General features: G+C 71.9%; 15 protein-coding genes and 1 pseudogene. 3 read left to right on the top strand and 13 right to left on the bottom strand.

All coding sequences use genetic code 11. From position 1 onward, the window contains the following. Positions 1–28: 28 nt before the first annotated feature. The 6 genes from M8H82_RS05225 to M8H82_RS05200 form a co-directional block, all read right to left on the bottom strand. Entirely contained in the window at positions 29–1708 is a 1680-nt protein-coding gene (locus tag M8H82_RS05225) for an NAD(P)/FAD-dependent oxidoreductase (RefSeq protein WP_250071226.1), read from the bottom strand. A 55-nt stretch (positions 1709–1763) separates the two neighbouring features. After that, entirely contained in the window at positions 1764–3509 is a 1746-nt protein-coding gene (locus tag M8H82_RS05220; RefSeq protein WP_250071225.1) for an NAD(P)/FAD-dependent oxidoreductase, read from the bottom strand. A gap of 251 nt (positions 3510–3760) precedes the next feature. Continuing rightward, on the bottom strand, positions 3761–5275 hold the full coding sequence (locus M8H82_RS05215) for an MFS transporter (RefSeq protein ID WP_250071224.1): 1515 nt from the start codon (positions 5273–5275) through the stop codon (positions 3761–3763). A 121-nt stretch (positions 5276–5396) separates the two neighbouring features. Next, on the bottom strand, positions 5397–12056 hold the full coding sequence (locus M8H82_RS05210) for a type I polyketide synthase (RefSeq protein WP_250071223.1): 6660 nt from the start codon (positions 12054–12056) through the stop codon (positions 5397–5399). Beyond that, positions 12053–18136 carry a type I polyketide synthase gene (locus M8H82_RS05205; protein WP_250071222.1) on the bottom strand — a complete coding sequence of 2028 codons (6084 nt, stop codon included), beginning with the start codon at positions 18134–18136 and terminating at the stop codon, positions 12053–12055. Before M8H82_RS05205 ends, M8H82_RS05210 begins: the two co-directional genes overlap by 4 nt. Further along, positions 18129–18386 carry an acyl carrier protein gene (locus M8H82_RS05200; protein WP_250071221.1) on the bottom strand — a complete coding sequence of 86 codons (258 nt, stop codon included), beginning with the start codon at positions 18384–18386 and terminating at the stop codon, positions 18129–18131. Before M8H82_RS05200 ends, M8H82_RS05205 begins: the two co-directional genes overlap by 8 nt. Before the next feature lie 382 nt (positions 18387–18768). On the opposite strand from M8H82_RS05200, the gene M8H82_RS05195 reads away from it, so the two are divergent. From M8H82_RS05195 to M8H82_RS05185, 3 genes are all read left to right on the top strand, one after another. Then, complete coding sequence (locus M8H82_RS05195) at positions 18769–19530, top strand: thioesterase II family protein (protein WP_250071220.1); 762 nt, start codon at positions 18769–18771, stop codon at positions 19528–19530. Between the two features lie 80 nt (positions 19531–19610). Beyond that, the gene (locus tag M8H82_RS05190) at positions 19611–19886 is read left to right on the top strand and encodes an acyl carrier protein (protein WP_250071219.1); all 276 of its coding nucleotides are present in this window, start codon (positions 19611–19613) and stop codon (positions 19884–19886) included. A 25-nt stretch (positions 19887–19911) separates the two neighbouring features. Beyond that, on the top strand, positions 19912–21255 hold the full coding sequence (locus tag M8H82_RS05185) for an NAD(P)/FAD-dependent oxidoreductase (RefSeq protein ID WP_250071218.1): 1344 nt from the start codon (positions 19912–19914) through the stop codon (positions 21253–21255). A 126-nt stretch (positions 21256–21381) separates the two neighbouring features. Here the strand turns inward: M8H82_RS05185 and M8H82_RS05180 are convergent, their stop codons facing one another. The 7 genes and pseudogenes from M8H82_RS05180 to M8H82_RS36600 all read right to left on the bottom strand — a co-directional run. Continuing rightward, positions 21382–21654: an acyl carrier protein gene (locus M8H82_RS05180; RefSeq protein ID WP_250071217.1), complete on the bottom strand. Its 273-nt coding sequence runs from the start codon at positions 21652–21654 to the stop codon at positions 21382–21384. A gap of 107 nt (positions 21655–21761) precedes the next feature. Beyond that, the gene (locus M8H82_RS05175; RefSeq protein WP_250071216.1) at positions 21762–22580 is read right to left on the bottom strand and encodes a 4'-phosphopantetheinyl transferase superfamily protein; all 819 of its coding nucleotides are present in this window, start codon (positions 22578–22580) and stop codon (positions 21762–21764) included. Continuing rightward, entirely contained in the window at positions 22580–22876 is a 297-nt protein-coding gene (locus M8H82_RS05170; protein ID WP_250071215.1) for an acyl carrier protein, read from the bottom strand. Before M8H82_RS05170 ends, M8H82_RS05175 begins: the two co-directional genes overlap by 1 nt. A 17-nt stretch (positions 22877–22893) precedes the next feature. Further along, entirely contained in the window at positions 22894–24555 is a 1662-nt protein-coding gene (locus tag M8H82_RS05165; protein WP_250071214.1) for an acyl-CoA dehydrogenase, read from the bottom strand. A gap of 163 nt (positions 24556–24718) precedes the next feature. Continuing rightward, positions 24719–25741 (bottom strand): acyltransferase domain-containing protein, encoded by a 1023-nt coding sequence (locus M8H82_RS05160; protein ID WP_308293234.1) that lies wholly within the window; start codon positions 25739–25741, stop codon positions 24719–24721. A 7-nt stretch (positions 25742–25748) separates the two neighbouring features. Beyond that, positions 25749–26303: an AfsR/SARP family transcriptional regulator gene (locus M8H82_RS05155; RefSeq protein ID WP_250071447.1), complete on the bottom strand. Its 555-nt coding sequence runs from the start codon at positions 26301–26303 to the stop codon at positions 25749–25751. A 63-nt stretch (positions 26304–26366) separates the two neighbouring features. Beyond that, positions 26367–26546: pseudogene (locus M8H82_RS36600) on the bottom strand (winged helix-turn-helix domain-containing protein); the annotation flags it as partial. Positions 26547–26658: the final 112 nt, after the last annotated feature.

The raw sequence follows: 26658 nt of genomic DNA, 5'->3' as shown, positions 1-26658 counted from the left end.
GGAGGCCGGGCGGGAGGCTCCGCCGGCGTCAGAAGATGCGCCTGCCCTTCAACTTCGCCTTGACCGCCTCACGAGCATTTCCTTGCATCATCCGCTTGACCACTGGGTCGGCCTCGGTGGCCATCCAGCGCGCGGTCTTCGCCATCACCTTGGCGTTGGGGATCATGAACCGCAGATCCCGCTCGGCGAAGCCGAAGTGCTTGGGCACGAAGTTCGCGCTCTCCAACTGCGCGTACACCGTGTCCGCCGCCTCGCGTGCGGTGACCTTGCCGGCCTCGTACTTGAGGCACTCCTCGATCAGGCTGTCGTACAGGCCCTTGAAGCCGTCGTGGTCGGGCCAGTACAGGCCAAGGTGCGGGGCCTTCTCCAGGTCCTTGAAGTGCTGGTCGCGGCCGTCCTTGAAGTACTTGAACAGGCCCTCGGACAGCCGGTAGGTGCCCGCGTTGGCACCCCAGCTCCAGATCCGGTAGACGGCGGTCCACAGGTCGTAGTCGCTGAAGGAGATGAAGGAGGCGTTGACGAGTGAGTCGTTGTAGTCGAACAGCCCCTGCTGCATCCGGTCGACGTAGTCGAAGCGCTCGCGGGAGAAGTCGCCGTCCTTCACGGCATCCAGCAGCCGCCAGGCGAGGCTGTTGATGGCCTCGGCGGTGTTGGACAGGCCGCGGGAGTACAGCGGGTCGATGAAACCGGCCGCGTGGGAGAGCAGGAACCAGCGGTCGCCGGCGCACTGCTTGGAGGAGTACTGCAGGCGGTCCGTGGAGGTCCAGGAGCGGACCGGTCGCGCGCCCTCGAACTGGCGGGCGATGTCCGGGAAACGCGCCGCGTGGTGGTAGAACTCCTCCTCCGGCGTCATGTCCGCGGACTTGGGGTACGTGCGCTCGTCGAGGGTGAGGCCGACGCTGCACAGCGGGTTGCGGGAGGCGGGGTGGTTGTCGAAGCCGATCACCCAGAACCAGCCGCGCTCGAACATGTGGTGCACCGTGCCCTGGTACCAGGGCGAGGGCGGGGTGTCCTCGGGGGCGCGGTGGCTGAACAGCTCGTCGGTCGGCCGTACCCGCGTCATGTGGTTCCAGATCGACCGGGAGTGGTGGCTGAACCGGCAGGGGTCCTCGCGCAGGTCGAACTTCTCGGCCAGCGGGGAGCGGTGACCGCTGGCGTCGACGACGTACCGGGCGCGGTACTGCTCGCCCTCGGCGGTGCTCAGGGTGACGCCCGCGTCGTCGAAGTCGACGTCGGCGACCCGGAAGTTCTGCCGGCCCACGGCGCCGTACTTCAGGGCGACGTGGTACATGTACGCGTCGGTGTCCTGCCGGTAGAGATGGCTCGCCTCGTGCAGCAGACCGGGGGTGCCGAACTGGTTGACTTCCTTCGGGTCTTGGTCCTGGCCCTCGTGGTGCAGCAGGAAGCTGAAGTGCTTCTTCACCCCGAACTTGGGGCCGAGCACCTTGGTGGCGTTGGTGAAGGTGGCGAGCGTCTTGATCTCGGGGACGTCGTAGCGCTCGGCTATGGTGCGCAGACAGACCAGCGTGTACGGGATCGTGGACTCGCCGATCGCGAAGCGCGGGTGGGACGAGGCGTCCAGGAGCAGGACCTTGACGCCGTTGCGGGCGAGCACGGCCGCGAGCATGGAGCCGGCGATGCCGGACCCGAGGATCGCCACGTCGTGCACCGTGGACGAGCCACCGGCCGCGGTCTCAGTGTCGGACATGAGGAACTCCAGAAGTGTGGAAGGTGCTGGGAGGTCGGGCGCGGTTCGGGTGCGGTCACTTGGGGTCGGGCACCCGCAGCGCCCGTCCGATCAACGGCCAGCCCGCGGCGATGTGGGTCAGCTCCTCCGAGATCTTGAACTCTTCCTTGTCGAACCGCTTCTTGATGAAGAGGGTCAGCCCCTCCCAGGTCAGGTCCCCGATCTCCTTGGGAGCCTCGGTCCGCGACCAGCGCAGCGTCTTGAGGATCTTGGCGGTCGACGCGTCGGTCCAGTGGTTGTCCGGGTCGGCGAGGCCGAAGGCCGGCGGCACGAAGTCGGCGTCCCGCAGCAGCCCGATGAGGATGTCGGCTGCCTCGCGGTGGTCGCGCTGCCCGTTCTGGACCTCCTGGACCGTCTCGCTCATGGACTTGAGCAGCTTCCGGGCCGGCGGGTAGTCGGGGATGGCGCCGTCGGGTGCCTGCCGCTCCAGCCGCTCGAGGACCTTGGGGTCGTGGTTCTCCAGGAAGCGCGCGTAGGAGCGGTTGATCTCGAAGGTGGCGAGGATCTGCCCCAGCGACCACACCCGGAAGTAGGCGTTCCAGAGGAACCAGCTGCCGAACGAGGTGTACGCGTTGGCCACCAGGTCGTCGTTGAAGTCGAGCAGGCCCTGCTCCAGCTCCTGGACGTACTCGAACCGCTCGACGGAGAAGTCGTCCTCCTTGATGGCGTCCAGCAGCCGCCAGCCCAGCGCGTGGATGATCTCCATGCTGTTGGACAGGCCGCGCGAGAAGAGGGCGTCGACGAAACCGGCCGCGTGCGAGGTCAGGCACCAGCGGTAGCCGATCGTCTGCTTGGACGAGTACTGCAGCCGCCCGGTGCTCACCCAGTCGCGGGTCGCGACCGCGCCCTCGAACTGCGGGGCGATGTCCGGGTACTTGGCGATGAAGGAGCGGAACTCCTCCTCGGGGGAGCAGTCCGGCTTGGGGTGGATGCGCGGGTCCAGGTTCAGGCCGACGCTGCACAGCGGGTTGGTGGCCCGCGGGTGGTTGTCGAAGGGGATGACCCACATCCAGCCACCCTTGAACATGTGGTGGAGGGTGCCCTCGCTCCACGGGCTGGGGTTCTGGTGGCTGCCCTTGGGGACGGTGTCCTCGTAGGGCTTGACGCCGACCATGTGCGTGAACAGCGAGCGCGAGTGGTGGCGCAGCCGGCTGGGCTCCTCGCGCAGACCGAACTTCTGTGCCAGCGGGGAGCGGTGGCCGCTCGCGTCCACCACGAACTTCACCCGCACCGGGTCGCCCTTGTCGGGGATGACCGTGACGCCGTCGTCGTCGATGTCGACGTCGACGATCTTCGTCTGCTGACGGACGTCGGCGCCGTAGTTGATGGCCACGCCGAGCATCCAGGCGTCGGTGTCCTGGCGGAAGAAGTGGTTCTCGGTGTGCGTGATCTTCGGGATCGGGAACTCGTTGGTCTCCAGCGGGTTCTGCCGGGCGCCCTCGCGGTGGTAGAGGAAGCCGAAGTTGCGCTTCACCCCGCAGTTGGTGGAGATCTTCGACTGCACGGCCTCGAAGGTCGTCAGCCATTTGATCTCCGGCACGCCGTACCGCTCGCTGACGAGTCGCATCAGCATCGAGGTGTACGGGATCGTCGATTCTCCGATGGCGAAACGGGGATGCGTGCCGGCGTCGAGCACGATCACCTTCGCCCCGTTGCGTGCAAGACACGCGGCCAGCGTGGTTCCGGCCAGGCCTGACCCCAGGATGGCCACGTCGTACTGAGGTGACGTGGGGTGCATCGAGCGAAGGGCGGCAGTCGGCATGAGCCTCTCCTTAGCCGTTTTTAGCCCCGTGGGCTTTCGTTTCGGCCAAGCTAGAGACAGCGCCTCGAATGTCGCTCACGTTCCGCTCAGGCTGATCTATAACCACGAGTAACCCGACATACAGGCACACGAAGCCCCGCGGTCGCCCATGAAGCACACCGCGGAACAACAGGTGAACGGGAAGGTCCCCGCACACCACGACGGCCGGCCTCCCCCGAAGGGGAGGCCGGCCGAAATGTGCGGTCGGAACGTCAGCCGAGGTGCGCCATCGGGGACCCGTGAGAGCCCTCCCCCGGCGCCGGCTTGGGCGCGTTCATCAGCGCGGCCAGGACCACCGCGCCGCACGCCATGATGGCTCCAGCCCAGGTGAAGGCGGTCGTGAAGCCCTCCACCATGGCCGCCTGCCGCAGAGCGGGGTTCGCCCCCTCGGCGGCATGCCCGGCAAGGTGCTCCGAGGCCGCGTCCGCGGCCAGCGTGCTGAGCAGCGCCACACCGATGGAACCGCCGATCTGCTGGGCGGTGTTGACGGTGCCGGAGGCGACGCCGGCGTCCTCGTCGGCGACCCGGTAGGTCGCGTAGTTGACGGACGGCGCGATCAGCAGGCCCATCCCCGCGCCCAGGACGAACAGGGCGGGCATGACCATGCCCCAGTAGGAGGAGTCGGCTTCCAGCGCGGCCAGCCAGAACAGCGCACAGGCCGCGATGACCATGCCGGGCACCACCATGGCCCGTGGCGGGACCTTGGGCAGGATCCTGGGCGACAGACCGCCGGCGAACATACCGACGCCGACCGGCATCGGCAGGAAGGCCAGACCGGTCTCCACCGGCGAGTACCCCTTGACCAGCTGGAGGTAGAAGGTGAGGAAGAACAGCGCGCCGAGCATGGCGATCATGCCGACGGCCATGGCGAGATAGGCGCTGCCGCGCGTGCGGTCGGCGATCACCCGCAGTGGCAGCAGGGGATGCGGGGAGCGGGCCTCGACCGCGAGGAACGCGCCCAGCAGCACCGCACCGGCCACGAACAGACCGATCACCAGACCGGAGCCCCAGCCCTCGGACTCGGCCTCGCTGCACGCGTACACGATCGCGACCAGACCGCTGGTGACCAGCAGGACGCCGGGGATGTCGAAGCGGGCGCGCACGGCGGCACGCTGCTCCGGGCCGAGGTAGAGCACGCCGAACGCGGCGATCACGGCGATCGGCGCGTTGACGTACATGCACCAGCGCCAGTCCATGTACTCGGTGAGGAAGCCGCCGAGCAGCAGACCGATGACGGCACCGCTGGCGACGATGCTGCCGAAGATGCTGAACGCCTTCGCCCGTTCCCTCTGGTCGGTGAAGTTCACCGAGATCAGGGAGAGCGCGGTGGGGGCCAGCAGGGCGCCGAAGACACCCTGGAGGGCACGCGCGGTGAGCAGCAGCTCGATGTTGGAGGCTGCGCCGCCCAGGCAGGAGGCGATCGCGAAGCCGGCCAGGGCGACCAGGAAGGCCCGCTTGCGGCCGGTGTAGTCGGCGATACGGCCACCGAGCAGCAGGAGGCTGCCGAAGGCCAGGGTGTACGAGGTGACGACCCACTGCCGGTTCTCATTGGAGAAGCCGAGATCGGCCTGCAGCTCCGGCAGCGCGACGTTCACGATCGTGATGTCGAGAACCACCATCAGCTGGGCCAGGCAGATGAAGACGAGAGCCGTCCAGCGCTTGGGGTTCGCTAACGGGGCCGCTCCGACGGCGCCACCGCCGGGGACCCGGTCTTCGGATGTGGTCATGGGGGGAGATGCCTTTCTCCGTCGTTATATTCCGCAGACCCTGAATATAGGGCAACGGACCGTGGCTCGGCCGGGCGGGTTTCGGCCTCCTCCGGGAGCGTGGCCTCACCGCGTCATGAATTCACCCGTTGATGGATTCATCCTGCCATGAATTATTCTCCCTGCGCGACGGTGCAGGCAAGTACCCCGTTCGGACCATCCACTCGAAGTAGAGCGACAGCAGGGCCTGATCGAGCGGGGGACAAGCGATACCCGAGCCCACCAGGGCCTGCACGGTGTTCGTGGCGTCGTAGTCGATGGCCTCCTCGCCGCCGACGACGAACTCCTCGACCACCCCCATGACGGGGTGCAGCTCGTTGTCGTTGACGCCGAACGATTCCTGCAGCCCCCGCCACCACTGCTCCACCGGCACCGTGCGGAACTCCCAGCCGTGCCGCTCCATCGCGTCCAGCAGCTCCTTGAAGCCCGCCTTGCGCCGGTTGACCAGGTGGTACGTCAGCCCCCACGCGTGCGTCCCGCGGGAGATCCGCACCAGCGCCGAGGTGACGTAGTCGACCGGGGTCATCTCGATCTCCAGATCGAGATCGGGCGCCATCCCGAGCTGCACACAGCCCTTGATCACCCGGGTGGTGAAGTGCGTGGTCAGACAGGCTCCGGTGCGCGAGTCGCCGAGCACCCGGCCGGGCCGGTGCATGTCGACCGGGATACCGCGCTCCTGCGCCTGGCGGACCAGCAGCTCGGCCGCCCACTTGGTCTGGACGTACCCGGTCACCAGCTTGCCGGCGCCGAGGATGTCGTCCCCCTCGCCGATCACGGTCCGGCCGTCGGCGGGGATGCCCCAGATGCCGTACGTCGACACGTACGAGACCGGGATCTGCTCCGGGCCCGCGCAGGCGAGCCGCAGGATCTCCTGGGTGCCGATCACGTTCGCCGGGCGCAACTGCTCGTACGTGTAGGAGAAGTTGACCCAGGCGCCGTTGTGGTAGATCGCGTCCAGGGTGCCGGCGAGCCAGGTGAACTCCGCGTCCGCCAGGCCGAGCCGGGGCTTGGCCAGGTCGCCGGGGACGACCTTGACGCGGTCCGCGGCGTCCGCCCGCCAGGGCAGGTACTGCTCCAGGTTCTGCCGGATCCGGGCCAGGCCCGACTCGGGTGTGTCGCAGCGGACCAGGCAGTGGACGGTGGCGTCGGTGGTGGCCAGCAGTTCGTCGAGGAGATAGGCCCCGAGGAAGCCGGTGGCACCGGTGAGCAGGACGTCGGCCGGGTTCGTGTAGCCCTCGCCGACCGGTCCGGCCGGCACGATCGCCGGGTCGAGGACGACATCGGCGGCGATCAGCGCCGGCTCCGTCCAGTCCGCGCTCGGCGCCGGGGCGGCCTCGCCCTCGCCGCCCAGCTCGGTGTCCAGCAGCCGCACCCAGTCCTCCAGCGCGGTCCGCTCGAAGAACTGGCTCGGGCGCACGCTGATCCCCAGGTCGCCCTTGCAGCGCTTGACGACCTCCATGACCATCAGCGAGTCAAGGCCGTGCGACATCACGTCCGCCTCCGGCAGCACCGACTCCGGCGGCACCGCCAGCACCTCCCCGAGCACCTGCTGGAGATAGCCGGTCAGCACGGCCGTACGGCCCGCCGCGTCGGCCGTCTGCACGGCCTCCAGCACCGCCGTGGACGTGCCCCCGCCGGTGCCCTCGTCGATCTCGACCGTGCGCAGCACCGGGCGGTCGGCGCGGGCCTCCATGACCGGCTTGTACACCGACCAGTCGGCGGAGCAGACCACCGCCTGCGGGGCGTCCTGGGCCAGCAGCGCGTCCAGCAGCCGCAGACACTGCGGTGCGGAGAGCATGCGCAGACCGGTGGAGGTCAGGAACTCCACGACATCGGCGCCGAACAGGTTCGACGTCAGCTCCCACGGGCCCCAGCTCACGGTGAGCGCGGCCAGGCCCTGGGCGTGCCGGTACTCGGCGAGCGCGTCCAGGAAGGAGTTGGCGGCGGCGTAGCTGGTGACGTGCTGGGAGCCCCAGGTCGCGGCGATCGAGGAGAAGCCCAGGAAGAAGTCGAGCTCCAGGCCCTCGGTCAGCTGGTGCAGCAGCCAGCCGCCGACCACCTTGGGCCGCCACACGGCGTCGTAGTCGCTCGGGTCCGCCACCGGGATGTCCCGCAGGAACTGCGGGACCGAGGTGCCGGCCGCGTGCACCACACCGCGCAGCGGCATCAGGCCGGTCGACAGGCCCTGGATCACCGGCAGCATGTCCTCGATGTCGTTGACGTCGGCCGCGACCACGTCGACCAGCACCCCGGTCTCCTCCAGCGCGGACACGAAGTCGACGCGTTCCCGGACGGAGCCGGTGAGCTCGGGGTCGTTCCACGTGGCGCGGGGCGGCAGCGGGGTGCGGCCGAGCAGGACGAGCTTGCCCGCCCCGCTGTCGGCGAGGTTGCGGGCGAGGGCCTGGCCGATGCCGCCGAACGCGCCGGTGATCAGATAGGTGCCCTGCCGGTCGATGCGCGGCCGGCGCCTGAGCTCCTCGGCGGTCAGCGGGAACTTCACCAGCCGCGCCACCCGGCGGCTCTCGCCGCGCAGCGCCTGCTGGTCCTCGGCGGCGGTGTCGGCGAGCGCCGCGACCAGCGCCGCGCCCTCGTCGCTCTCCCCCGTCCGCGGGTCGAGGTCGATGGCGCCCGCCCAGTGCTCGGGGTGCTCCAGCGCGATCGCCCGGCCCAGACCCCACAGCGTCCCGGCGAAGGGCGAGGTGACGCCCTGGTCCGCCAGCGCGGGCACGGCACCCCGGGTGACCAGGCTGAGCCCGGTCCTGGTGCAGGCCGAGCGGGCCGTCAGGCCCTGGACCAGGGCGACGGCGGCCAGTTCGGCGCGGTCCCGGAAGACGGTGAGCGACTCCGCGTCGGCGGCGTCCGGGCGCGGCGCGTCCAGGCCGGTCAGCAGCACGACCCGGTGCGGGGCGACCCCGTCGGGCAGGTCGCTCAGCCAGCCGTCCAGGTCGGGGGCACCGGACTCCTCGATCCGGCAGTGCGCGCCCCGGGCCCGCAGCGCCGTGGCCAGCCGGCGGGCGGTGCCGGTGCGGTCGGGCACCAGCAGCCAGCCCTGGCCGGACAGGTCCGGTGCGGCGGCGGCCGGTTCGATCTCCTGCCACTCCAGCCGGGTGAGCAGCTCGTCGGGGTCCCGCCAGGGAGCGGGGGCGGGCGCCGCGGCGGACGCCGCCCGGCTGACGACCGTCAGATCGCGGATGCCGCCCAGGTAGGCGCCGTCGTCGGCGAACAGGTCGACGCTGCCGGAGACCGTGCCGGGCTCCTTGCCGCTCTGGGCGATGGCCCGTACGTAGCGGGCGCGGTCCAGCGATTCGAGCGTCGCCTCGGTGATCCGCCCGGCGAAGCCCGCCTCGCTCAGCCCCGCGTCCCAGGACACGGCCGCGACGGCCGCGTCGAAGACCTGCACGGCGTGGTCGGCGATATCCCTGCTGTCCAGGCCGAGGGCCACCAGCACACCCTCGTCACCGCGGTGCGCCGAGACGACGGCACCGATCAGGGCGTCCGACAACGAGGCCGTCTCGTAGTGGAGTTCGTCGCGGTACTCCTGCCCGGCCAGGGTCGGGGCCGAGCTGCCGGAGTGCCGCGAGCGGGTGCTCGCCCGGCGCCGCAGGACCGCGTGGGCGTGCCGCGTCCAGGGCGCTCCGGCGGCCGCCTCGGCCGGGGTCTGGCTGTGCAGTTCGACGATCGCGCAGCCGTCCTCGTCGCCGTGGACGGTGATCTGCAGCACCCGTCCGGCCCGGTCCATCGGCGGCGGCTGGAACACGTCGAGCTTCTCGATGCAGGACCACACCCCGCCGAGCGCGTCCGCCGCCGCCGCCCGGGCCGCCCGGCCCAGCGAGCCGACGGGCAGGAACCGCAGGCCGTCCGAGTCGGTGCGCGCGTAGCGGTCCCATTCCGGCTCGTCCAGCTGGAGTTCATAGGTCGGTACGGCGCTGTGCAGCCGGATCCCGGCCTGCGGCACCGGAGTGCCTGCGGAGGCCCGGGGCGTCTCCCGGCGCTCCTCGTACCAGTAGCGCTCGCCGTGCCAGGGGGTGACCGGCAGGGCCACCCGGCGCGGCGGGCGTCCCGAACCCGAGTGCACCGCCGTCCAGTCCACGGTCTCGCCGCGCAGGTGCAGCAGACCCAGCGCCCGCTGGACGGCGGTGCGGTCCTCGGGGGCGCCGGCCCTCGGCTTGTACAGGGACGGCACGTACAGGCAGTCGCCGTCCAGGCCGGTGCGCTCCCCGATGCCGCTGAGCACCGGGGCGGGGCCGATCTCCAGGAAAGTGCGGGCCCCTTGCGCGTGCAGCGCGGTGAGGCCGTCGTGGAAGCGGACCGTGCCGGCCGCGTGCCGCACCCAGTACTCCGGGCCGCAGTCCTCGGCGGTCCAGGCGCGTCCGGTGTGGTCGGAGATCAGCGGCAGGTCCGGCATCCGGTAGGTCAGCGACTCGGCGACCGTGCGGAACTCCGCGAGCATCGGCGCGAGCAGCGGGGAGTGGAAGGCATGGCTGACGGTGAGCCGGGTGGTGCGCATCCCGCGCTGCTCCAGCGCGGTGCGTACCGCGTCCACGTCGGCGGCGGCGCCCGAGATCACCACGCTGGAGGGGCCGTTGACCCCGGCCAGCGACACCGTGTCGCGGTGTCCGGCGATGGCCGCGCGGGCCGTGGCCTCGTCACAGTCCAGGGCGGCCATGGCGCCGCCCGCGGGCAGCCCGGCCATCAGGGCGGCGCGGGCCGCGACCAGCCGGACGGCGTCCGGCAGTGCGAAGACGCCCGCGATGCAGGCGGCGACGATGCCGCCGATGCTGTGCCCGAGCAGCCCGCTGGGCTTCAGGCCCCAGGACTGCCACATCCGGGCCAGCGCGTACTCGACGGCGAACAGCGCGGGCTGGGTGTAGCGGGTGTCGTCGACCGGCGACTCCTGGCCGGGCTCGGGCCACACCACGGACGCCAGCGGGCGGTCCAGATGGACGTCGAACAGGTCCGCCGCCTCGTCGAAGGGGGTGCGGAAGGCGGGCTCGTCGGCCAGGCCACGGGCCATTCCGGCGTACTGGGAGCCCTGGCCGGTGAAGAGCCAGGCCGTCTTGCGGTGCTTGTGGACGGGGAGTTCGGCGGTCACGGTGCCGGAGGCCCGCTCCCCGCGCGTGAACGCCTCGAGCGCGGCCGCGAGTTCGCCCGCGGCGGAGCCGGTGACGGCGAGTCCGTGCCGCTGCCGGGAGCGGCCGACCTGGCTGGTCCAGCTGATGTCGGCGAGCGGGGCCTCGGGGTTGTCGCGGAGGTGACCGGCGTAGCGCCCGGCCAGTTCGGCGAGGCCCTCGGCGGAGTGCGCGGACAGGGTCAGCACCTGGGGCCGGGCGGCCGCCGGCGGCACGGCCTTGACGGGCGCCGCGCTGAACACGGCGTGCGCGTTGGTGCCGCTCGCGCCGAAGCTGCTGATGCCGCCGACGCGGGGCCGGTCGCCGGCCGCGTCCCAGGGCCCGCCGTCCTTGGTGACCTCGACGTTCAGCTTGCCCCAGTCGACGTTCGGGTTGGGGTCGTTGAAGTGCAGGTGCGGCGGGATGTGACCGTGCTGGAGGGCGAGGACCAGCTTCAGCACACCGGCGATGCCGGCCGCCGACTCCAGGTGGCCGATGTTGGTCTTGATCGAGCCGACCTTCAGCGGGTTGTCCGCCGGGCGGTTGCGGCCGATCACGGCCTGCAGGGCGCGCAGTTCGATCGGGTCGCCGAGCGCGGTGCCGGTGCCGTGCGCCTCGATGTAGTCGACGTCGCCGGGGGCGATGCCCGCCTGCTCCAGGGCGCCGCGGATGACGCCCTGCTGGGCGGCCGGGTTGGGCACGGTGAGCCCGCTGCTGCGTCCGTCGTGGTTGACGGCCGAGCCGCGCACCAGCGCCAGCACCGGGTCGCCGTCGCGCAGCGCGTCGGAGTAGCGCTTGAGGACGACCACTCCGGCGCCCTCACCGCGCACATAGCCGTTCGCGCTCGCGTCGAAGGTCTTGCAGCGGCCGTCCGGGGAGAGCCCGCCGAACTTGCTCATCATGACGAAGCCGTACGGCGACAGCATCAGGTTGACGCCGCCGGCGAGCGCCATGTCGCACTCGCCGGTGCGCAGGTCCTGGCAGGCCTCGTGCAGGGCGACCAGGGAGGAGGAGCAGGTCGTGTCGACGACCTTGCTCGGTCCCATCAGGCCGAGGGTGTAGGAGATGCGGCCCGCGACGAAGCTGGGCTCGCCGACCAGCTGGTAGGCGTCGACGTCCCGGATGTCGCCCTCGCTCTGGCGCATCCGGGCGTAGTCGGTGGTGGAGACGCCGAAGTAGACGCCGGTGGGGCTGCCGGTGAGCCGGTCCGGCGCGTAGCCGGCCCGCTCCAGCGCCTCCCAGGCCACCTCCAGCACCAGCCGCTGCTGCGGGTCCATGCCGACGGCCTCGCGCGGTGAGATGCCGAAGACACCGGGCTCGAACAGGTCCACGCGCTCGTCGAGGAAGCCGCCCTGGGTGACGTACGCCTTGCCGGGCTGGTCGGGGTCGGCGTCGAACACCGCCTGCGCGTCGCCGCGTTCGGCCGGGAAGTCCCGGATGGTGTCGGTGCCCGCCACCAGCATCCGCCACAGCGCCTCGGGGTCCTTGGCGCCGCCCGGCAGCCGGCAGCCGAGCCCGATGACGGCGATCGGCTCGTCCAGCGGGCGGCTGCGGTTCTTCGTCAGTTCGCCCTGGAGCCTTTCGATCGTGCGGACGGCTTCGACGAGTTTGGCCCGGTAGTCCGGGGTCGTCATGGTCGGTCTCCCTCGGTCAACAGGGCTTCGGACGACGCCAGCGCGTCGTCGAGACGGCTCAGCAGGGAGTCGTCGTCGAGGTCATCCAGGTCCTCGGCCGGCTCCTGCGGGGCGGCTGCCTCGACGGGTTCGGCCTGGTCCTGCGGTTCGGTGAGCACCTCGTCGAGGACGAAGCGGGCGAAGGACGTGACATTGGGGCACTCGAACATGACGGTGCCGGGCAGTTCGAGACCCAGCTCGCGTTCGGCGCGCTGCTTGAGGTCCTGGGAGAGCACCGAGTCCATACCGAGGTCGAAGAAGCCCTGGTCGGGCGAGACATCGGCCTCCTCGCCGAGCACCTGCGCGACCAGCTTGAGCAGCAGGTCGACCAGTCGCTCCTCCCGCCGGTCGGGCGGCAGCGCGAGCAGGTCGGCGGCGAGATCTCCGGCGGGCTCCGGTGCGGCCGGCGCCGCGGGCTGCGGCTCGGCCTGCGGCCGGGGTTCCACCGCGTAGGGAGTGTCCACCCAATAGGCCTTGCGCTGCCAGGGGTAGGCGGGCAGCGGTACCGGACGGTGCGGTCCCGGCACCAGCCGGTCCCAGTCGACGCTCGCTCCGTGGGCGTGCAGCGAGCCCGCCAGTTCCAGCAGTTCGACCGGGCCGAGGTAGGCCTTCTCCACCCCGCTGGGCTGGCGCCGGCGCGGCGCGGTGAGCTGCACCGGGATGCTCTCCCCCGGTTCCGCCGCCGCGTCCAGGGCGGCGCCCAGCATGCGGATGGCGCGGCTTCCGGTGCCGATGTCGAGCAGGACGTCGAGGCCGGCCGTGATGACCTCGGTGGCCAGCGGGTTCCAGCCGTCGGCGGCGGAGTGGCGGGCCACCGGCGCCCCGTCGGGCTGCCCGGGGACGGGCACACCGGCCGCGAGCAGCCGTACGGCGTTGACGAGCGTGAGGTCGCCCGCGACCACGGCAGCCGCGTACTCGCCGATGTCCCAGCCGACGACCGCGTCGGGCTCGACGCCGAGCACCTTCCACAGGGCGGTCGTCGCGAGCTGGCCCGCGAACACCTCGCCGGCGTGCTCCACGCTGCCCGGGTGCGCCGGGCCCTCGCTCTCGCCCAGTTCGGCGCGGAGCGCCTCGCGGGCCTCGGCGAGGGTGGCGCGGTAGACCTCGGCGGCCTCCGGGTCCCCGGCCAGCGCCTCCTCGTGACCCGACAGGTCGGCGGGGGTGCGGCCGTAGACGAACAGCACCGACGCCTCGTCGCGGGCCTGCACCGGGCGGGCCCGGTCCAGCGCGGTGAGGAGTTCGTCGCGGCTGCGTCCGACGGCCGTGATCCGGTGCGGGAGATGGGCGCGGCGGGCGCCCGAGGTCCAGCACAGGTCGGCGAGTTCGCTGTCGGCTGCGGCGGCGACGCGCTCGCGCATCAGGGCCGTGGCGGCGGTGAGGGCGTCCGGTGTCGCGGCGGACACGGTCAGCACACAGGGCCGTACCGGCCGCGCCGGGACCCGGGGCTCCGGCCGGGCCGGGGCCTCCTGGACCAGGACGTGGGCGTTGGTGCCGGTGAAGCCGAACGCGCTGATGCCCGCGATCCTGGGCCGTTCGCCGCGCGGCCACGGCACGGGGTCCCCGGCCACGCCCAGCGGCAGCTTCGCCCAGTCCAGCTGGCGGGTCGGCTGGGACAGGTGGAGCTGGGCGGGGATGCGCTCCCGGCCGAGCGCCAGCACCGTCTTGATCAGTCCGGTGACTCCGGCGGCGGCCTCCAGATGGCCGACGTTGGTCTTCACCGAGCCCACCACCAGCGGGCGGTCGGCGGGCCGGCCGGTGCCCAACGCCCCGGCCAGGGCGCGCAGTTCGACGGCATCGCCGAGCCGGGTGCCGGTGCCGTGCGCCTCGACGTAGGACACCTCGTGCGGTGCGATCCCGGCCTGGTCGAGCGCCGTGAGGATGACCTCCTCCTGGGCGGTGCCGCTGGGCACGGTGAACCCGCCGCTGGCCCCGTCCTGGTTGACCGCGCTGCCGCGGATGATCGCGTACACCCGGTCACCGTCGCGCAGCGCGGTCGAGAGTTTCTTGAGGATGACCACACCCGCGCCCTCGCCGCGGCCGTACCCGTCGGCGGAGTCGTCGAAGGTCTTGCACCGTCCGTCGGGGGCGAGCGCCCCGGCCGCCCCCATGGAGAGGAAGACCGTCGGGGTCGCCATGACGTTGACCCCGCCGGCCAGCGCCAGCCGGCTCTCCCCCGCGCGCAGGCTCTGGCAGGCCAGGTGCACGGCGGTGAGGGAGGAGGAGCAGGCGGTGTCCACGGCCAGGCTCGGGCCGCGCAGTCCCAGGAAGTAGGAGATGCGGCCCGCGGTGGCGCTGAACGAGTTGCCGGTGCCGTAGTACAGGTCGACATCGGCCTCGCGGCGGGTCACCAGTTGCTGGTAGTCGGTGGTGTTGAGGCCGACGAACACCCCGGTACGGGAGCCGCCGATCCGGTCGGCGCGGACCCCGGCGTCCTCCAGCGCCTCCCAGGCCACCTCCAGGAACAGCCGCTGCTGCGGGTCCATGGTGCGGGCCTCGCGGGGCGAGATCCGGAAGAAGGAGTTGTCGAACCCGTCGACCTCACCGAGGAAGGAGCCGCGGGCCGGCACTCCGTCGAGAGCCGCGGCGTCCCACCGCTGGGCGGGTACGTCACCGCTGGCGTCGACGCGCTGCTCGAGCAGCCGCCAGAAGTCCTCCGGACCGGTGACGTCTCCGGGGAGGCGGCAGCCGATGCCGATGATGGCGATGGGCTCGACGGCCTCGTCGTCGTCGGAGGCAGGGGCGGGTTCGGGTACGGCGACGGGTGTGACCTCGGCAGACCCCGGGCCCGAGGCTTCGGCAGCGGAGGTGACGGTGACCGGCTCCTGGGAGTCGCCGGGTTCACCAGCGCCGCCAAAGGGCGCGGGGCTGTGTCGATCTGCGGCTTCGCCGCGGGGCGCGACCGGCCCGGCCGGCGCGGCAGCCGCCCCACTACCGATAGCGGCAGTCTCCTCGGCGCTTTCCGGAACCAGCGTCATGATGTAGTCCGTAAAACCGTCGATCGTGCCGTGCGACAGCGCGTCCGCGCCGTCCACGGGGACCCGCAGTTCCTCCGCCACCCGGCGGGCGAACTCCGCGACCGAGATCGAGTCGATGCCCAGCTCGAAGAACCCCCGGGTCCGCGGCAGCCGCTTGCGCGGCCCGTGGCCGAGGACCTTGACCAGCTGGGCGTGGACCGTGGACGCCACGTGCTCCCGGCCATGGGCGACCGGCGCGGGCGGCGCCTCCTCGGCGGGCTCCGCCGCGGAAAGCGCGGCGACGGCGGCCGGAGCGGGCGCGGCAACCGGTGCCGGAGCAGCAGGCGCCGGCGTCGCGGCCCCCGCCTCGGCGCCGAGCTCCGCGACCACCCGCCCCTTCGCGTCCACCAGCCGCACCTCGGCCCGCAGTCCGTCCAGGGCGGCCGGGCCGGAGCCCTGTTCGCCGCGCTCCACGCCGTCCAGCCAGAACCGCTCGTCGGCCCAGCGGTGCGGCGGCAGGGTCACCGGTCGCACCGGCGCACCGTGCGCCTCGGCCCAGTCGATCTCGACGCCGGCCTCGTGCAGCCTGGCCCGGGAGCGGGCCAGCATGGTCGGGCCGTCCTGGCCCCGGACCAGCGAGGAGACGACCGGTCCGCGCCGCTCGCGGTGCGCGAGGGAGGCCTGGAGCGGACGGGCGAGGACGGGGTGGGCCCCGATCTCGACGAACGCCGTCTCGCCCGCGGCGAGCAGCGCGTCGACGACGGGCCACAGCCGCACCGGCTCCCGCAGATTGGCGCTCCAGTAGGCCGCGTCGAGCGGGACGTCCTGGCCCGGCAGGGCGGTGGACAGGAACGGCACCGTGGGCGTGCTGGGCGTCAGGCCCTGCAGCAGCTCGGCGAGTTCGTCGGCGTAGGGCTGCATCAGCGGGGAGTGGAAGGCGTAGTCGACCGGGAGCGCGACGACGTTCACGCCGTCGTCGGCGAGTTCGCGGACCGCGCTCTCCACGGCCTCCTTGGGCCCGGCGATGACGACGGAGGCGGGGCCGTTCTCGGTGGCGACGACCACCTCGGGGTGGCGGGCGGCGAGCCGCTCGCGGAGCTGGTCGGCGCCGAGCTCGACGTTGGCCATCCGGCCGGTGCCGGCGGCCCGGTGCATGAGCCGTCCGCGGTGCGCCACGAGCCGTACGGCGTCCTCGAGTTCGAGCGCGCCGGCCATGTGCGCAGCGGCGACCTCGCCCATGCTGTGGCCGATCACCGCGTCGGGGCGCACGCCCCAGGACCGCCAGAGCCGGGCGAGTGCGACCTGGACCGCGAAGACCGCGGGCTGGGCGACGTCGGTGGCCTTGAGCCGGGCCGGGTCGGGGTCGCGCAGGACGTCGTACAGGGACCAGCCGGCCTCGGAGAGCAGCAGGTCGTCGCAGTCGTCGAGGGTCGCGCGGACCACGGGCTCGGTCTCGGCGAGGTCCAGGCCCATGTGCGGCCACTGCGAGCCCTGCCCGGAGAAGACATGGATCAGCTTCGGCGGGTTCTCGGCAGCCCGGCCGCCCTCGGCGTCGGCGAGCGCGGCGGTGAGGTCGGCCGCGTCCTTGCCGACGACGGCGATCCGGTGCCGCAGATGGGTGCGCCGTACGGCGGAGGCGGCCGCGACCGGTCCGACCGGGTCGGCGAGCCGGGCCCCGTAGTCGGCGGCCAGCCGGCGCAGGCCTTCGGCGGTGGTCGCGGAGATGAGCAGGGTGTGCGGTCCGTCCGGGAGGTCGGTGGCCGCGGGCTGCGGGGCGCTGCCGAGCACGACGTGCGCGTTGGTGCCGGACAGCCCGAAGGCGCTCACGCCCGCGGTCAGCGGCAGGTCCTCGCCGGGCAGCCGGACGTGCTCGACGGGGACGAGCGTCCCGGAGGACTCCCAGTCGATCATCGGGGCCGGGTAGACGTGGTGGATCTGCCCCGGGACCGTGCGGTGCCGGAGCACCAGCAGCGTCTTGAGCAGGCCGGCGATGCCGGCGGCGGAGTCCATGTGCCCGAAGTGCGCCTTGTGGGAGCCGACCAGCAGGGGCTCCTCGGGCGGCCGGCTCCGGCCGAGCACCTCGGTGAGCGCGGAGATCTCCAGCGGGTCCCCGAGCGGGGTGCCGGTGCCGTGCGCCTCGACGAACACCGGCTCCTCGGGCGCGACCGACGCCGAGGCCAGCGCCGAGCGCAGCAGGGCCTGCTGGGCGAGGGCGTTGGGGGCGGTCAGTCCGGCACTGCGGCCGTCCTGGTTGACGGCCGAGCCGCGGATCAGCCCGTGCACGCGGTCGTGGTCGCGTACGGCGTCGGCGTAGCGCTTGAGGACGACGACGCCGCAGCCCTCGCCGCGGACGATGCCGTCGGCGCGGGCGTCGAAGGGGCGGCACCGTCCGGTCGGGGACAGCGCTTGCACCTTGCCCATGAAAACGGACAGCTCGGGCGCGACGATCACGTTCACGCCGCCCGCGAGCGCGGTGTCGGCCTCGCCGTTGCGCAGCGCCTGGCAGGCCAGGTGGACGGCGACCAGCGACGAGGAGCAGGCGGTGTTGACGGTCATCGCGGGACCGTGCAGCCCGAAGGTGTAGGCGATGCGCCCGGCGGCGAAGCTGAACTCCTTGCCGGAGGCGAAGTAGGGGTCGATGGCCTGGATCCCGGAGGTCCGGGCGTGCAGCAGCAGGTAGTCGGAGCCGAGGATGCCCATGTGGACCGAGGTCCGGGTGCCCTCCCAGCTGCCTCGCGGCAGGCCCGCGTCCTCCATGGCCTCCGAGCACACCTCCAGCAGCAGTCGCTGCTGGGGGTCCATGCCCCGGGCCTCGCGCGGGGAGACGCCGAAGTAGTCGGCGTCGAACCGGTCGATCTCGTCGAGGAATCCGCCCTCACGGCAGTAGGTGGTGCCGGGGTTGTGCCGGTCGGGGTGGTGGAAGTCGTCGCTCCAGCGGTCGGCGGGCACGGGCGTGATGACGTCCACGCCATCCATCAGCACCCGCCACAGCCCGTCGAGGTCGCGTACGCCGCCGGGGAAGCGGCAGCCGGCCCCGACGACGGCGATGTCGTCGGGGCGCGGCTCGTACCGTCGGTTCTCAGCCATGGACCGGTGTACCTCCCGTTGTGACCTGGCCCCGTCGGCCGGCCAGGTACCCGGCTAGCGACCGGATCGTCGGATGACGGACCAGCGCACGCGGGTCCACCTCGTCGCCGAGCCAGTCCGCCAGGGCCGTGGTGATCACCAGGCTGTCCGCGGAGTCGATGTCGAACTCGTCGAAGCACAGGTGGACCGACACCGTCGCCGGGGGAAGCAATGTCCTTTGTGCAATCTGCTCCACCAGCCAGTTCTCCACCGCTTCGGGGGTGATCTCCCTCGCAGGTCCGCTCACCGTGGCACCTCTCATCCTCAAGTGCGGCCGAACGCGACGGTAGGCAGACGGACTCAAGACGCCCTTGAGAGAGCGCGAGTGTGGCCGGTCCTCGCCCTTGGCCCAGGGTGTGCGGGGGAGATAGGGGCCGTGCGGCACGGGCAGTCGTGGCCGCCCGGCCCGTGCGGGGGCGTCCCGCCGGGCCCGCCGTCACCGGCCGTGCCGGAGCGATGCCTTCCGGCCAGTCGCGGGCGCAGGCGGCCTCCACCCCTCTCGAAGCCGTGTCGACGGCGACTCGAGCGTGCCCTGGTGCGATCCGCGTCGAACATGTCCCGCCGGTACCTCGAGCGCGGAAGGAATACCTCCCTTGGCCACCGACCACCGACTCACCCTGTTCTGCCTCGCCCACGCGGGCGGCAGCGCGCATCCGTACATCCGGCTCGCCGCCGACCTGCCCGGCCACGTCACCGTGGTCCCCCTGGAGCTGCCCGGGCACGGCACCCGGGTCCGCGAACCCCTGCTGCACGGCCTGTCCGCGCTGACCGAGGAGGCGGTACGGCAGATCGGCGAGCGCCGGCACGAGCCGTACGCCCTGTTCGGGCACAGCTTCGGCTCGCTCGTCGGCTACGAGACCGCCCGGGCACTGACCGCCCAGGGCACCCCGCCGGAGCTGCTGCTGGTCTCCGGCCGCAACGGGCCCACCGAACCGCTGTCGCACCGCCCCTTCCACCATCTGCCCGACGACGGGTTCATCCAGGGGCTGCAACGCATCGGCGGGCTGCCCGAGGCGCTGCTCGCCGAGCCGGAGCTGCTGAAGTTCTATCTGCCGGCCATCCGCACCGATCTGAAGGTCGTCGAGACCTACACCCATGCCCCGGGCCCCCGGCTGACGGTTCCGGTGACGGCGTTCGCCGGGCGCAAGGACGTGCTGACCGATGCCTCGTCGATGGCCGCGTGGTCGCGGATCACCACCGGCGTCTTCGATCTGACGCTCGTCTCCGGCGGCCACTTCTTCCTCCAGGAACCGGAGTTCAGGGCCGCGCTGAGCGCCCGGCTGACCCGGTTCGCGGCCACCGCGAGCCGGGTACCGGCGGCCCGTGGCGCGGTCGCCCGAGCGGTTGCCGAGTGAACCTCAACCGCGAGCACCCAGCATCACCGGCTGTACGGCTCTCCCCCCACGCCGAAGCCCGAGACCAACAGGAGGCCCCAGTGGCGGCGCTGTCCCATGAAGAGATCCGTCAGAGGATCAGCGAGTACATCGAGCAGCAGTTCCTCGGCGAGAGCGAGGTTTCGGAGCTGACGGACGAGACCCCGCTGCTGGAGTGGAGCGTCCTCACCTCCATGAACACCTCCCTGCTGCTCTCGTTCATCCGCACCGAGCTGGGGGTCGTCGTGCCCCCGACCCACATCACCGGCCGGAACTTCGCGAACCTGGCGGCCATCACGGACATGGTCCACTCCCTGGCCCCGCAGCCCGCTGCCTGAACCGACCGAAGGAAGAGAGAGCATCGTGGACGCACAATTCGACGTCGCAGTCATCGGCGGCGGCCCCGCGGGATCGACCGTGGCCTCGTACCTGGCCAAGGCCGGGCTGTCCGTGGCCGTGTTCGAGGCGGAGAACTTTCCTCGTGAGCACGTCGGCGAGTCCCTGGTCCCGGCCACCACCCCGGTGCTCCTGGAGATCGGGGCCATGGACAAGGTCGAGGCCGCCGGCTTCCCGAAGAAGTTCGGTGCCGCCTGGACCTCCGCCGAGGACCGCGACATCAACCACAACGGTTTCCGCGGCCTGAACCACGACTTCCGCGCCGCCGAGGTCCTGTTCAGCGAGCGTGACCAGGACGGCGTGGACCGGGACCACACCTTCCACGTCGACCGCAGCAAGTTCGACCACATCCTCCTCAAGCACGCGGAGGAGCTGGGCGCCAAGGTCTTCCAGGGCGTCCGGGTCGGCAAGGTCGACTTCGACGGCGAGATACCGGTCGTGGAGGTGAAGGTCGGCTCCTCGTCGACGCACATCCCGGTCAAGATGGTCGTCGACGCCAGTGGCCGGCAGACCCGTCTGGGCAACCAGCTCAAGACCAAGATCCCGGACCCGGTCTTCAACCAGTACGCCGTCCACACGTGGTTCGACGGTCTGGACCGCAAGGCCCTCGCCGTCAACAAGGACCAGGCCGACTACATCTTCATCCACTTCCTCCCGGTGATCGACACCTGGGTGTGGCAGATCCCGATCACCGACACCATCACCTCGATCGGTGTCGTCAGCCAGAAGAAGCGGTTCCAGGAGTACGGCGGCGACCGCGAGAAGTACTTCTGGGAGACGGTGGCCTCCCGCCCCGAGCTGCTCGACGTGCTCAAGAACTGCGAGCAGGTCAAGCCCATGAAGACCGAGGGCGACTACAGCTACGGCATGAAGCAGATCGCCGGCGACAACTACGTCCTCATCGGCGACGCCGCCCGCTTCGTCGACCCGATCTTCTCCTCCGGCGTCTCCGTCGCGCTCAACAGCGCGCGCCTCGCGGCGAAGGACATCATCGCCGCCCACGAGGCCGGGGACTTCAAGCACGAGCGCTTCGCCGCCTACGAGGGCAAGCTCCGCAAGGCGGTCGGCTACTGGCACCGCTTCATCGAGGCCTACTACCGCCTCAACATCCTGTTCACCGCCTTCGTCCAGGACGACCGCTACCGGCTGGACATCCTCAAGATGCTCCAGGGCGACGTCTACGATGACGAGGAGCCGAAGGCGCTCTCCGCGATGTGGGAGATCATCGAAGCGGTGGAGAGCGACCCGACCCACCTGTGGCACCCGTACCTGGGCCAGCTGAGGTCCCCCACCGCCGCGCCCAGCTTCTGATCCAACCGGCCCTCCCCCAGCCGGGGGAGCAAGGAGCTGGACGCAAAAACCGGCCGCGTACCTTCCCCGGAGAAATCCGGGAAGGTACGCGGCCGGCACCGTTTTCGGCGACTGCCGCGCGGGACGTCAGGCGGCACGCGCGTGCGCGATGACGGTGAGCAGGGCCCGGGGGGTCGGGGCGTCGGCGACGATCGTGTCGGGCAGCATCAGGCCGTACTCCCGCTTGAGCCTGCCGGTGACCTGGAGCAGGGCCAGCGAGTCGTAGCCGAGCCGGTAGAAGGGCGTGTCGACGACGTCCTCGGCCTCCAGGTCGATGCCCTCGGGGACGCCGGCGCTCTCGCTGAGCAGCCGGAGCAGATCGGCGAGGGTGAAGCGGTCGGGGGACTCGGACATGGCCATGGGTGCCTCCTTGAATGGGCGAAACGGGTGTCGGGAGAAGAAGGGACAGGGAGAGGAAGGGACAGGAAGGGCGGACCGAAGAGGGGGCGGGGCGCGGGGCCGGCGGTTCAGAGCCGGCCGAGCAGCACGCCGAGCAGGCTCTGGTCCAGCGTGGTGTCGACGGCCGTGTCGGCCGCGGCGCCGAAGCCCTCGTCGCGCAGGGCGGCGCTCACCACGTAGTCGGACTCCAGGGCGTAGGTGCCGAAGCTCCACTCCGGGCCGGTGCCCGGGGAGCCGTCCGGCCGCTGGAGGCTGATGCGCGCGTCGTCGAGCGTGAAGCCGAACTCGGTGAACCGGAAGCGCAGCCCCTGGCCGATGGCCTTGCTGTACGCCTCCTTCAGCGTCCAGAGCCGGACCAGTGCGCTGTTGCGGGTCTGTTCGGGCAGTGACTCGAGCAGCTCGCGCTCGTGCGGGGTGCAGGCCTGGAACTCCACACCGGTGCCCACCATCGGGCGCTCGGCGCGCTCCACGTCGACGCCGAGCAGGCCGCGCCGGGTGACCCCGACGACCATGACCTCCTCGGTGTGGCTGAGGCTGATGTCGATCTGGTCGCAGCCGCGCAGGTACGGCCGGCCGCCCGGCTTGTACGCCAGGTCCACCGCCTCGGGGCTGCTGGCCAGCACCCGGGCCGCGGTGTGCTTCAGCAGCAGCCGGGAGGCGAGGAAGCCCTCCCGCACCCGGCGGTGGCTCAGCCGCTGGAAGCGGTCCCAGTCACGGGGGCCGAGCAACGGGCGCAGAACCCTTTCTCCAGTGTCCGCGGGGAGCCAGTCGGCGACTCGGCCGTAGGTCACCACGGTGCCGCGGCCGGCCAGGGGCCCGAGCACGTCGTCCCACGGGCCCTCCGGACCGGTCACGCGCACCGGGGCTCCGGCGCTGGGAGGGGCCATCAGACGGCCGCCTTCACCAGACGGTCGCGCAGGTAGGCGACCAGGGAGCCCACCGACGTCATGCTGTCGACCATGTCGGGCAGGGAGAGCTCGCCGAGCTCCGGAACGGCCTGCTCGACGCGGTACTTCAGCTGCATGATGAGGACCGAGTCGAAGCCCAGGTCCTCCCTCAGCAGGGAGTCCGTGCCCACCTCGGCCACCGGATCGTCGATGACCCGCCGCACCGCCTGGACCACCGCGGAGATCAGATCGCCGGACGTGTCGTCGGCTTGTGTGTCGTCGGCGTGTGCGCGCATGGGCGGTTTCCTTCCGGTCAGGACTCTGCGAGGTTCGTCTCGTACAGGTCGTAGGAGCGCTTGAGCTCGTAGCGTTCGAGGACGGCCTCGAAGAGGCGCCGTTCGACGGCCTCCTGAGGAGCCTTGGGGATGTCGAGCCCCAGCAGGGCGCCCAGCCGGTACAGCGCGCCGGTGATCCACGCCGGGTCCGCGAGGAAGGTTCCGGGGCGGGCGTCGCGGTGCTCCCGCCAGACCCCGAGGCTGGCCGCCGCGGCGCAGACCAGGGCGTACCGGTCGGTGAGCGCCAGGGTGTCCGGGGTGGAGAGTCCGTCGCCGGGGGTGATCCTGGCGAACCGCCCGCGCAGCTTGCGGAGTTCGCCGAGGAAGGCGGTGACCAGCTCGCCGAGCTCGTCGCCGAGGCCGGCGCAGGCGCTCAGGACCGGCACGACGGGGTCGGCGATGCCCGCGGGCGCCAGGGCGCCGAGATCGGCGGGCGGCAGGTCCTCCCAGGGCCGCAGCAGCGCGGCCGGCGGCTCGTCGTCCACCAGCCAGGAGGTGCGGGCCAGGTGCGGGAGCTGGGCGACGAGCATCGCTTGGCGGGCGGCGGTGCCCGCGTGGCCCTGTGCCAGCAGCGGCAGGTCGCGCGCCATGCGGCCGAAGGCGCCGTAGGGGCCCTTGCTGTCGAAGTACGCCTCGCCCAGCACCGTGGACAGGTCGTGCGCGGAGTCCTGGAGCAGCTTGGGCACGGTGTAGGCGGCGGCAGCGGCGCAGGCGCTCACCCGGTCGGGCAGCAGATGGATGCCGCGGGCGGCGGCCAGGGCGATGCTGTCGCTGATCAGCAGGTCCAGCAGGGCGCCGGTCAGCACCTCGCGCCCGTACGTCGACTTGAGCGGGCCGTAGGGGTCGTCGCCGCGGTTCTCCACGGCGAACCGGATGGCCGTGCGCAGCACGGTGTCGGCGGCGGCGATGAGCACCGAGGGCAGCAGGGCGCGGGTGACGACCGAGCAGCGGACGGCCAGCGCCATGCCCTGGCCCGGCTCGCCGATCACGGCCTCCTCCGGCACGGGGCAGTCGGTGAACTCCAGGCCGCCGAACTCGCAGCCGTCCAGTCCCACGGTGCGGTACCGGTACAGGGTGCGCAGGGCGCCCTCGGGCAGGATCTCGCGGTCGATCAGCAGCGCTTCGTGCGTGCCGTCCTCGGTGCCGGCGATGACGGTGAGACCGCGGGCCCGGGAGTAGTTGAGTACGGCGGTCTTGGCGCCGTCCAGGCGCCACCGGCCGTCCTTCTTGATGAGCGCGAACTCGTCGCGCACGAAGTCGTTGGCGTGCGCGACGGCGGGCCGGGCGACGGCGATCCGGCCCCCGCCGAGCAGCAGGGCGGCGGTCCACTCGCGCTGCGCCGGGTCACCGGCGGCCCACACGGGCGTGGCGGCGAAGTAGCAGTTGAGCCCGTACCCGAACCCGAGCGAGAGATCACGCCTGCACGCGGGCCGCACCACCCGGCCGAGCCCGTCGATCCGCTCCAGCCGGCCGCCGGACTCCACCGGCACGAACTCGGCGCCGAACGCGCAGTCGTCCAGCATCCGTTCGGCCCGGGCGAGGCTCTCGCCCGCGAGCGCACCCGTCCCCGAGGGCGCCAGCGCGCGCTCCAGTTCGTCCGTACGGCTCCGGAGCCTCGCCTCGGCCGTGGTCGCACGCACAGAATGCTCCACCGGGTGTCACTCCTCGCGGTCCGCAGGGTCCGGTCAGTCCCCGTACGTCCGGCTACCGCAACCACCCGCACGAGAACGGACCAAGCCTCCGCCGCACCGCTCAAGCCCTGGTGGACCGCCCCGCAGGCTCACGGGGCGGCATATGCCCAGTTCAGGTTCCCGATTCCGGTTGCGGTTCGGGGGGCGGCCGTAACCATGCCACCCTCGCGTTCGGCGGCGGGCCCGTCCGCTCCCCGGGATGCCCGAGCACCAGACAGTCCAGCGCCTGCCGCAACCGGTCCCGCTCCTCGTGCGGCGCCCCGACACACCCGTCGAGCAGCGACACCGCCCGGTGACCGTGCCGCCGGGCCTGTACCGCGAGCCCGTGGCCGGGACCCACCTCGGCGCACAACAGCGCGCCGACCGCGGTGAGTTGAGCGAGCGCCGCGTCCAGCAGCACCGGCTGGGACGGCTGCAGGGCCCAGAACTCGGGATCGACCGCCCGCTCGTTCTCGGGCCGGCCGCCCGCGCTCCCGGACAGCAGGGGCGTGTGCGGCACCGTGAACACGGAGGCCTGGAACGCCGGCAACGTCTCCCGGCAGGCCTGGGCGACCAGCGGCCCGTGCAGCCCCGCCGGCACCTGCACCCGCATCCAGGTCAGCCCGGCGACCTCCAGCGCCCGCCGCGTGGCCGCGAGCCCGAACTCCGAGCCGGAGACCACGGTCTGCCCGGGCCCGTTGGACGCGGCCACCACCGTGCCGCCCCGCAGGAAGGGCGTCACCGCGGGCGGTGCGGCGGCGACCGCGAGCGCTCCGCCCGCCGGTGCCCCGGCGAGCGCGTCGGCCTGCACGGCGACCAGGCGTACCGCGTCCGTCAGCGGCAGCACGCCGGTCTGAACAGCGGCCACCAGCTCGCCGACACTCTGGCCGAGGACCGCGCCGAGGCGCAGACCCCGGTCCCGTACCGTCTCGCTGAGCGCGTGGCAGACCGCGAACAGCAGCGGATGCACCTCGGCCACGGTGCGCAATCGCTCACCGGAGGACCACAGTCGGTACAACCGTTCCCCGGCCGGACCCAGCAGTTCCAACACCGCGTCCATGGCCGTGGTGAAGGCGGGCTCGTACCGGTACAGGCCATAGGCCATGGCGGGGTACTGAGCTCCCGCACCGGGCAGGAGCAGCGCGACCGGTAACACCGGTACGTCAGTACCGGCCCGGCGCTCGCACTCTGAAGAGCGAGAGCGGCTGGTCCAGCCGTAGTTCGGAGGAGGAGTCGAGCAACGCCCCCTGGAGCGACTGCAGTTCGTAGCTCGGGTCGAGCCCGAGCTCCCCGGCGAGCACGTCCCGCAGCCGCTGGTAGACCTCCAGCGCGGTGGTGCGCCGCCCGGCCCGGTACAGCGCGAGCATCAACTGGAGATGGATGCCCTCGTGCAGCGGATGCCGTGCCGCGAGCCCGAACAGCTCGCCGATGATCTCGTGGTGGCGCCCGAGGAGCAGGTCCGCCTCGATGCGGCGGCACAGGATGCCCATCCGGGACTCCTCCAGGCGGGTCACCTCGACGTCCAGCACCCGCCCGCACTCCACGTCGGCGAGGGCCGGCCCGCGCCACAGCGACAGGCCCTTGCGGAACAGGTCCGCCGCCGCCTCGTAGTCCCCCTTCTCCAGGGCCCGGTGACCGCCGCCGGAGAGCCGCTCGTACTCCCGGACGTCGACGGAACCGCCCTGGGTGTCGAGCAGATAGCCGCCGGGCTGGGTCACGAGCACGCTTTTCGCGCCCAGGGGCATATCCGGCGATGGGCCTCCGATGGCGGAGGTGATAAGGTTGCGAAGTTGAAGTATGTACGTCTGCAGGGTCGTTGCGACGCTGGGTGGTGGGGTCTCGCCCCAGACCTCCTCCACCAGCATCCCTACGGAGACGGGACGGTCAGGATTGAGGGCCAGAACCGCGAGAACCTTGCGTGGCTTGACCGCGGAAGGCACCACAGACTTGCCGGCCTGCATCAGTCTGCATGCGCCGAGCACTTCGATGTCCATCGGCATCCTCTCTGTTGCCTGCACTCCGCTGCTGAGGTTCCGCAGCATGGATTCGCTCAGTGATGTGATGGTCACGTGA

Source organism: Streptomyces sp. YS415 (assembly GCF_023544665.1).
In the GTDB taxonomy this organism is placed as follows: Bacteria; Actinomycetota; Actinomycetes; order Streptomycetales; family Streptomycetaceae; genus Streptomyces.
Note: the sequence above shows the minus strand (reverse complement) of the source record. Positions and strands in the feature narration are given on the sequence as shown.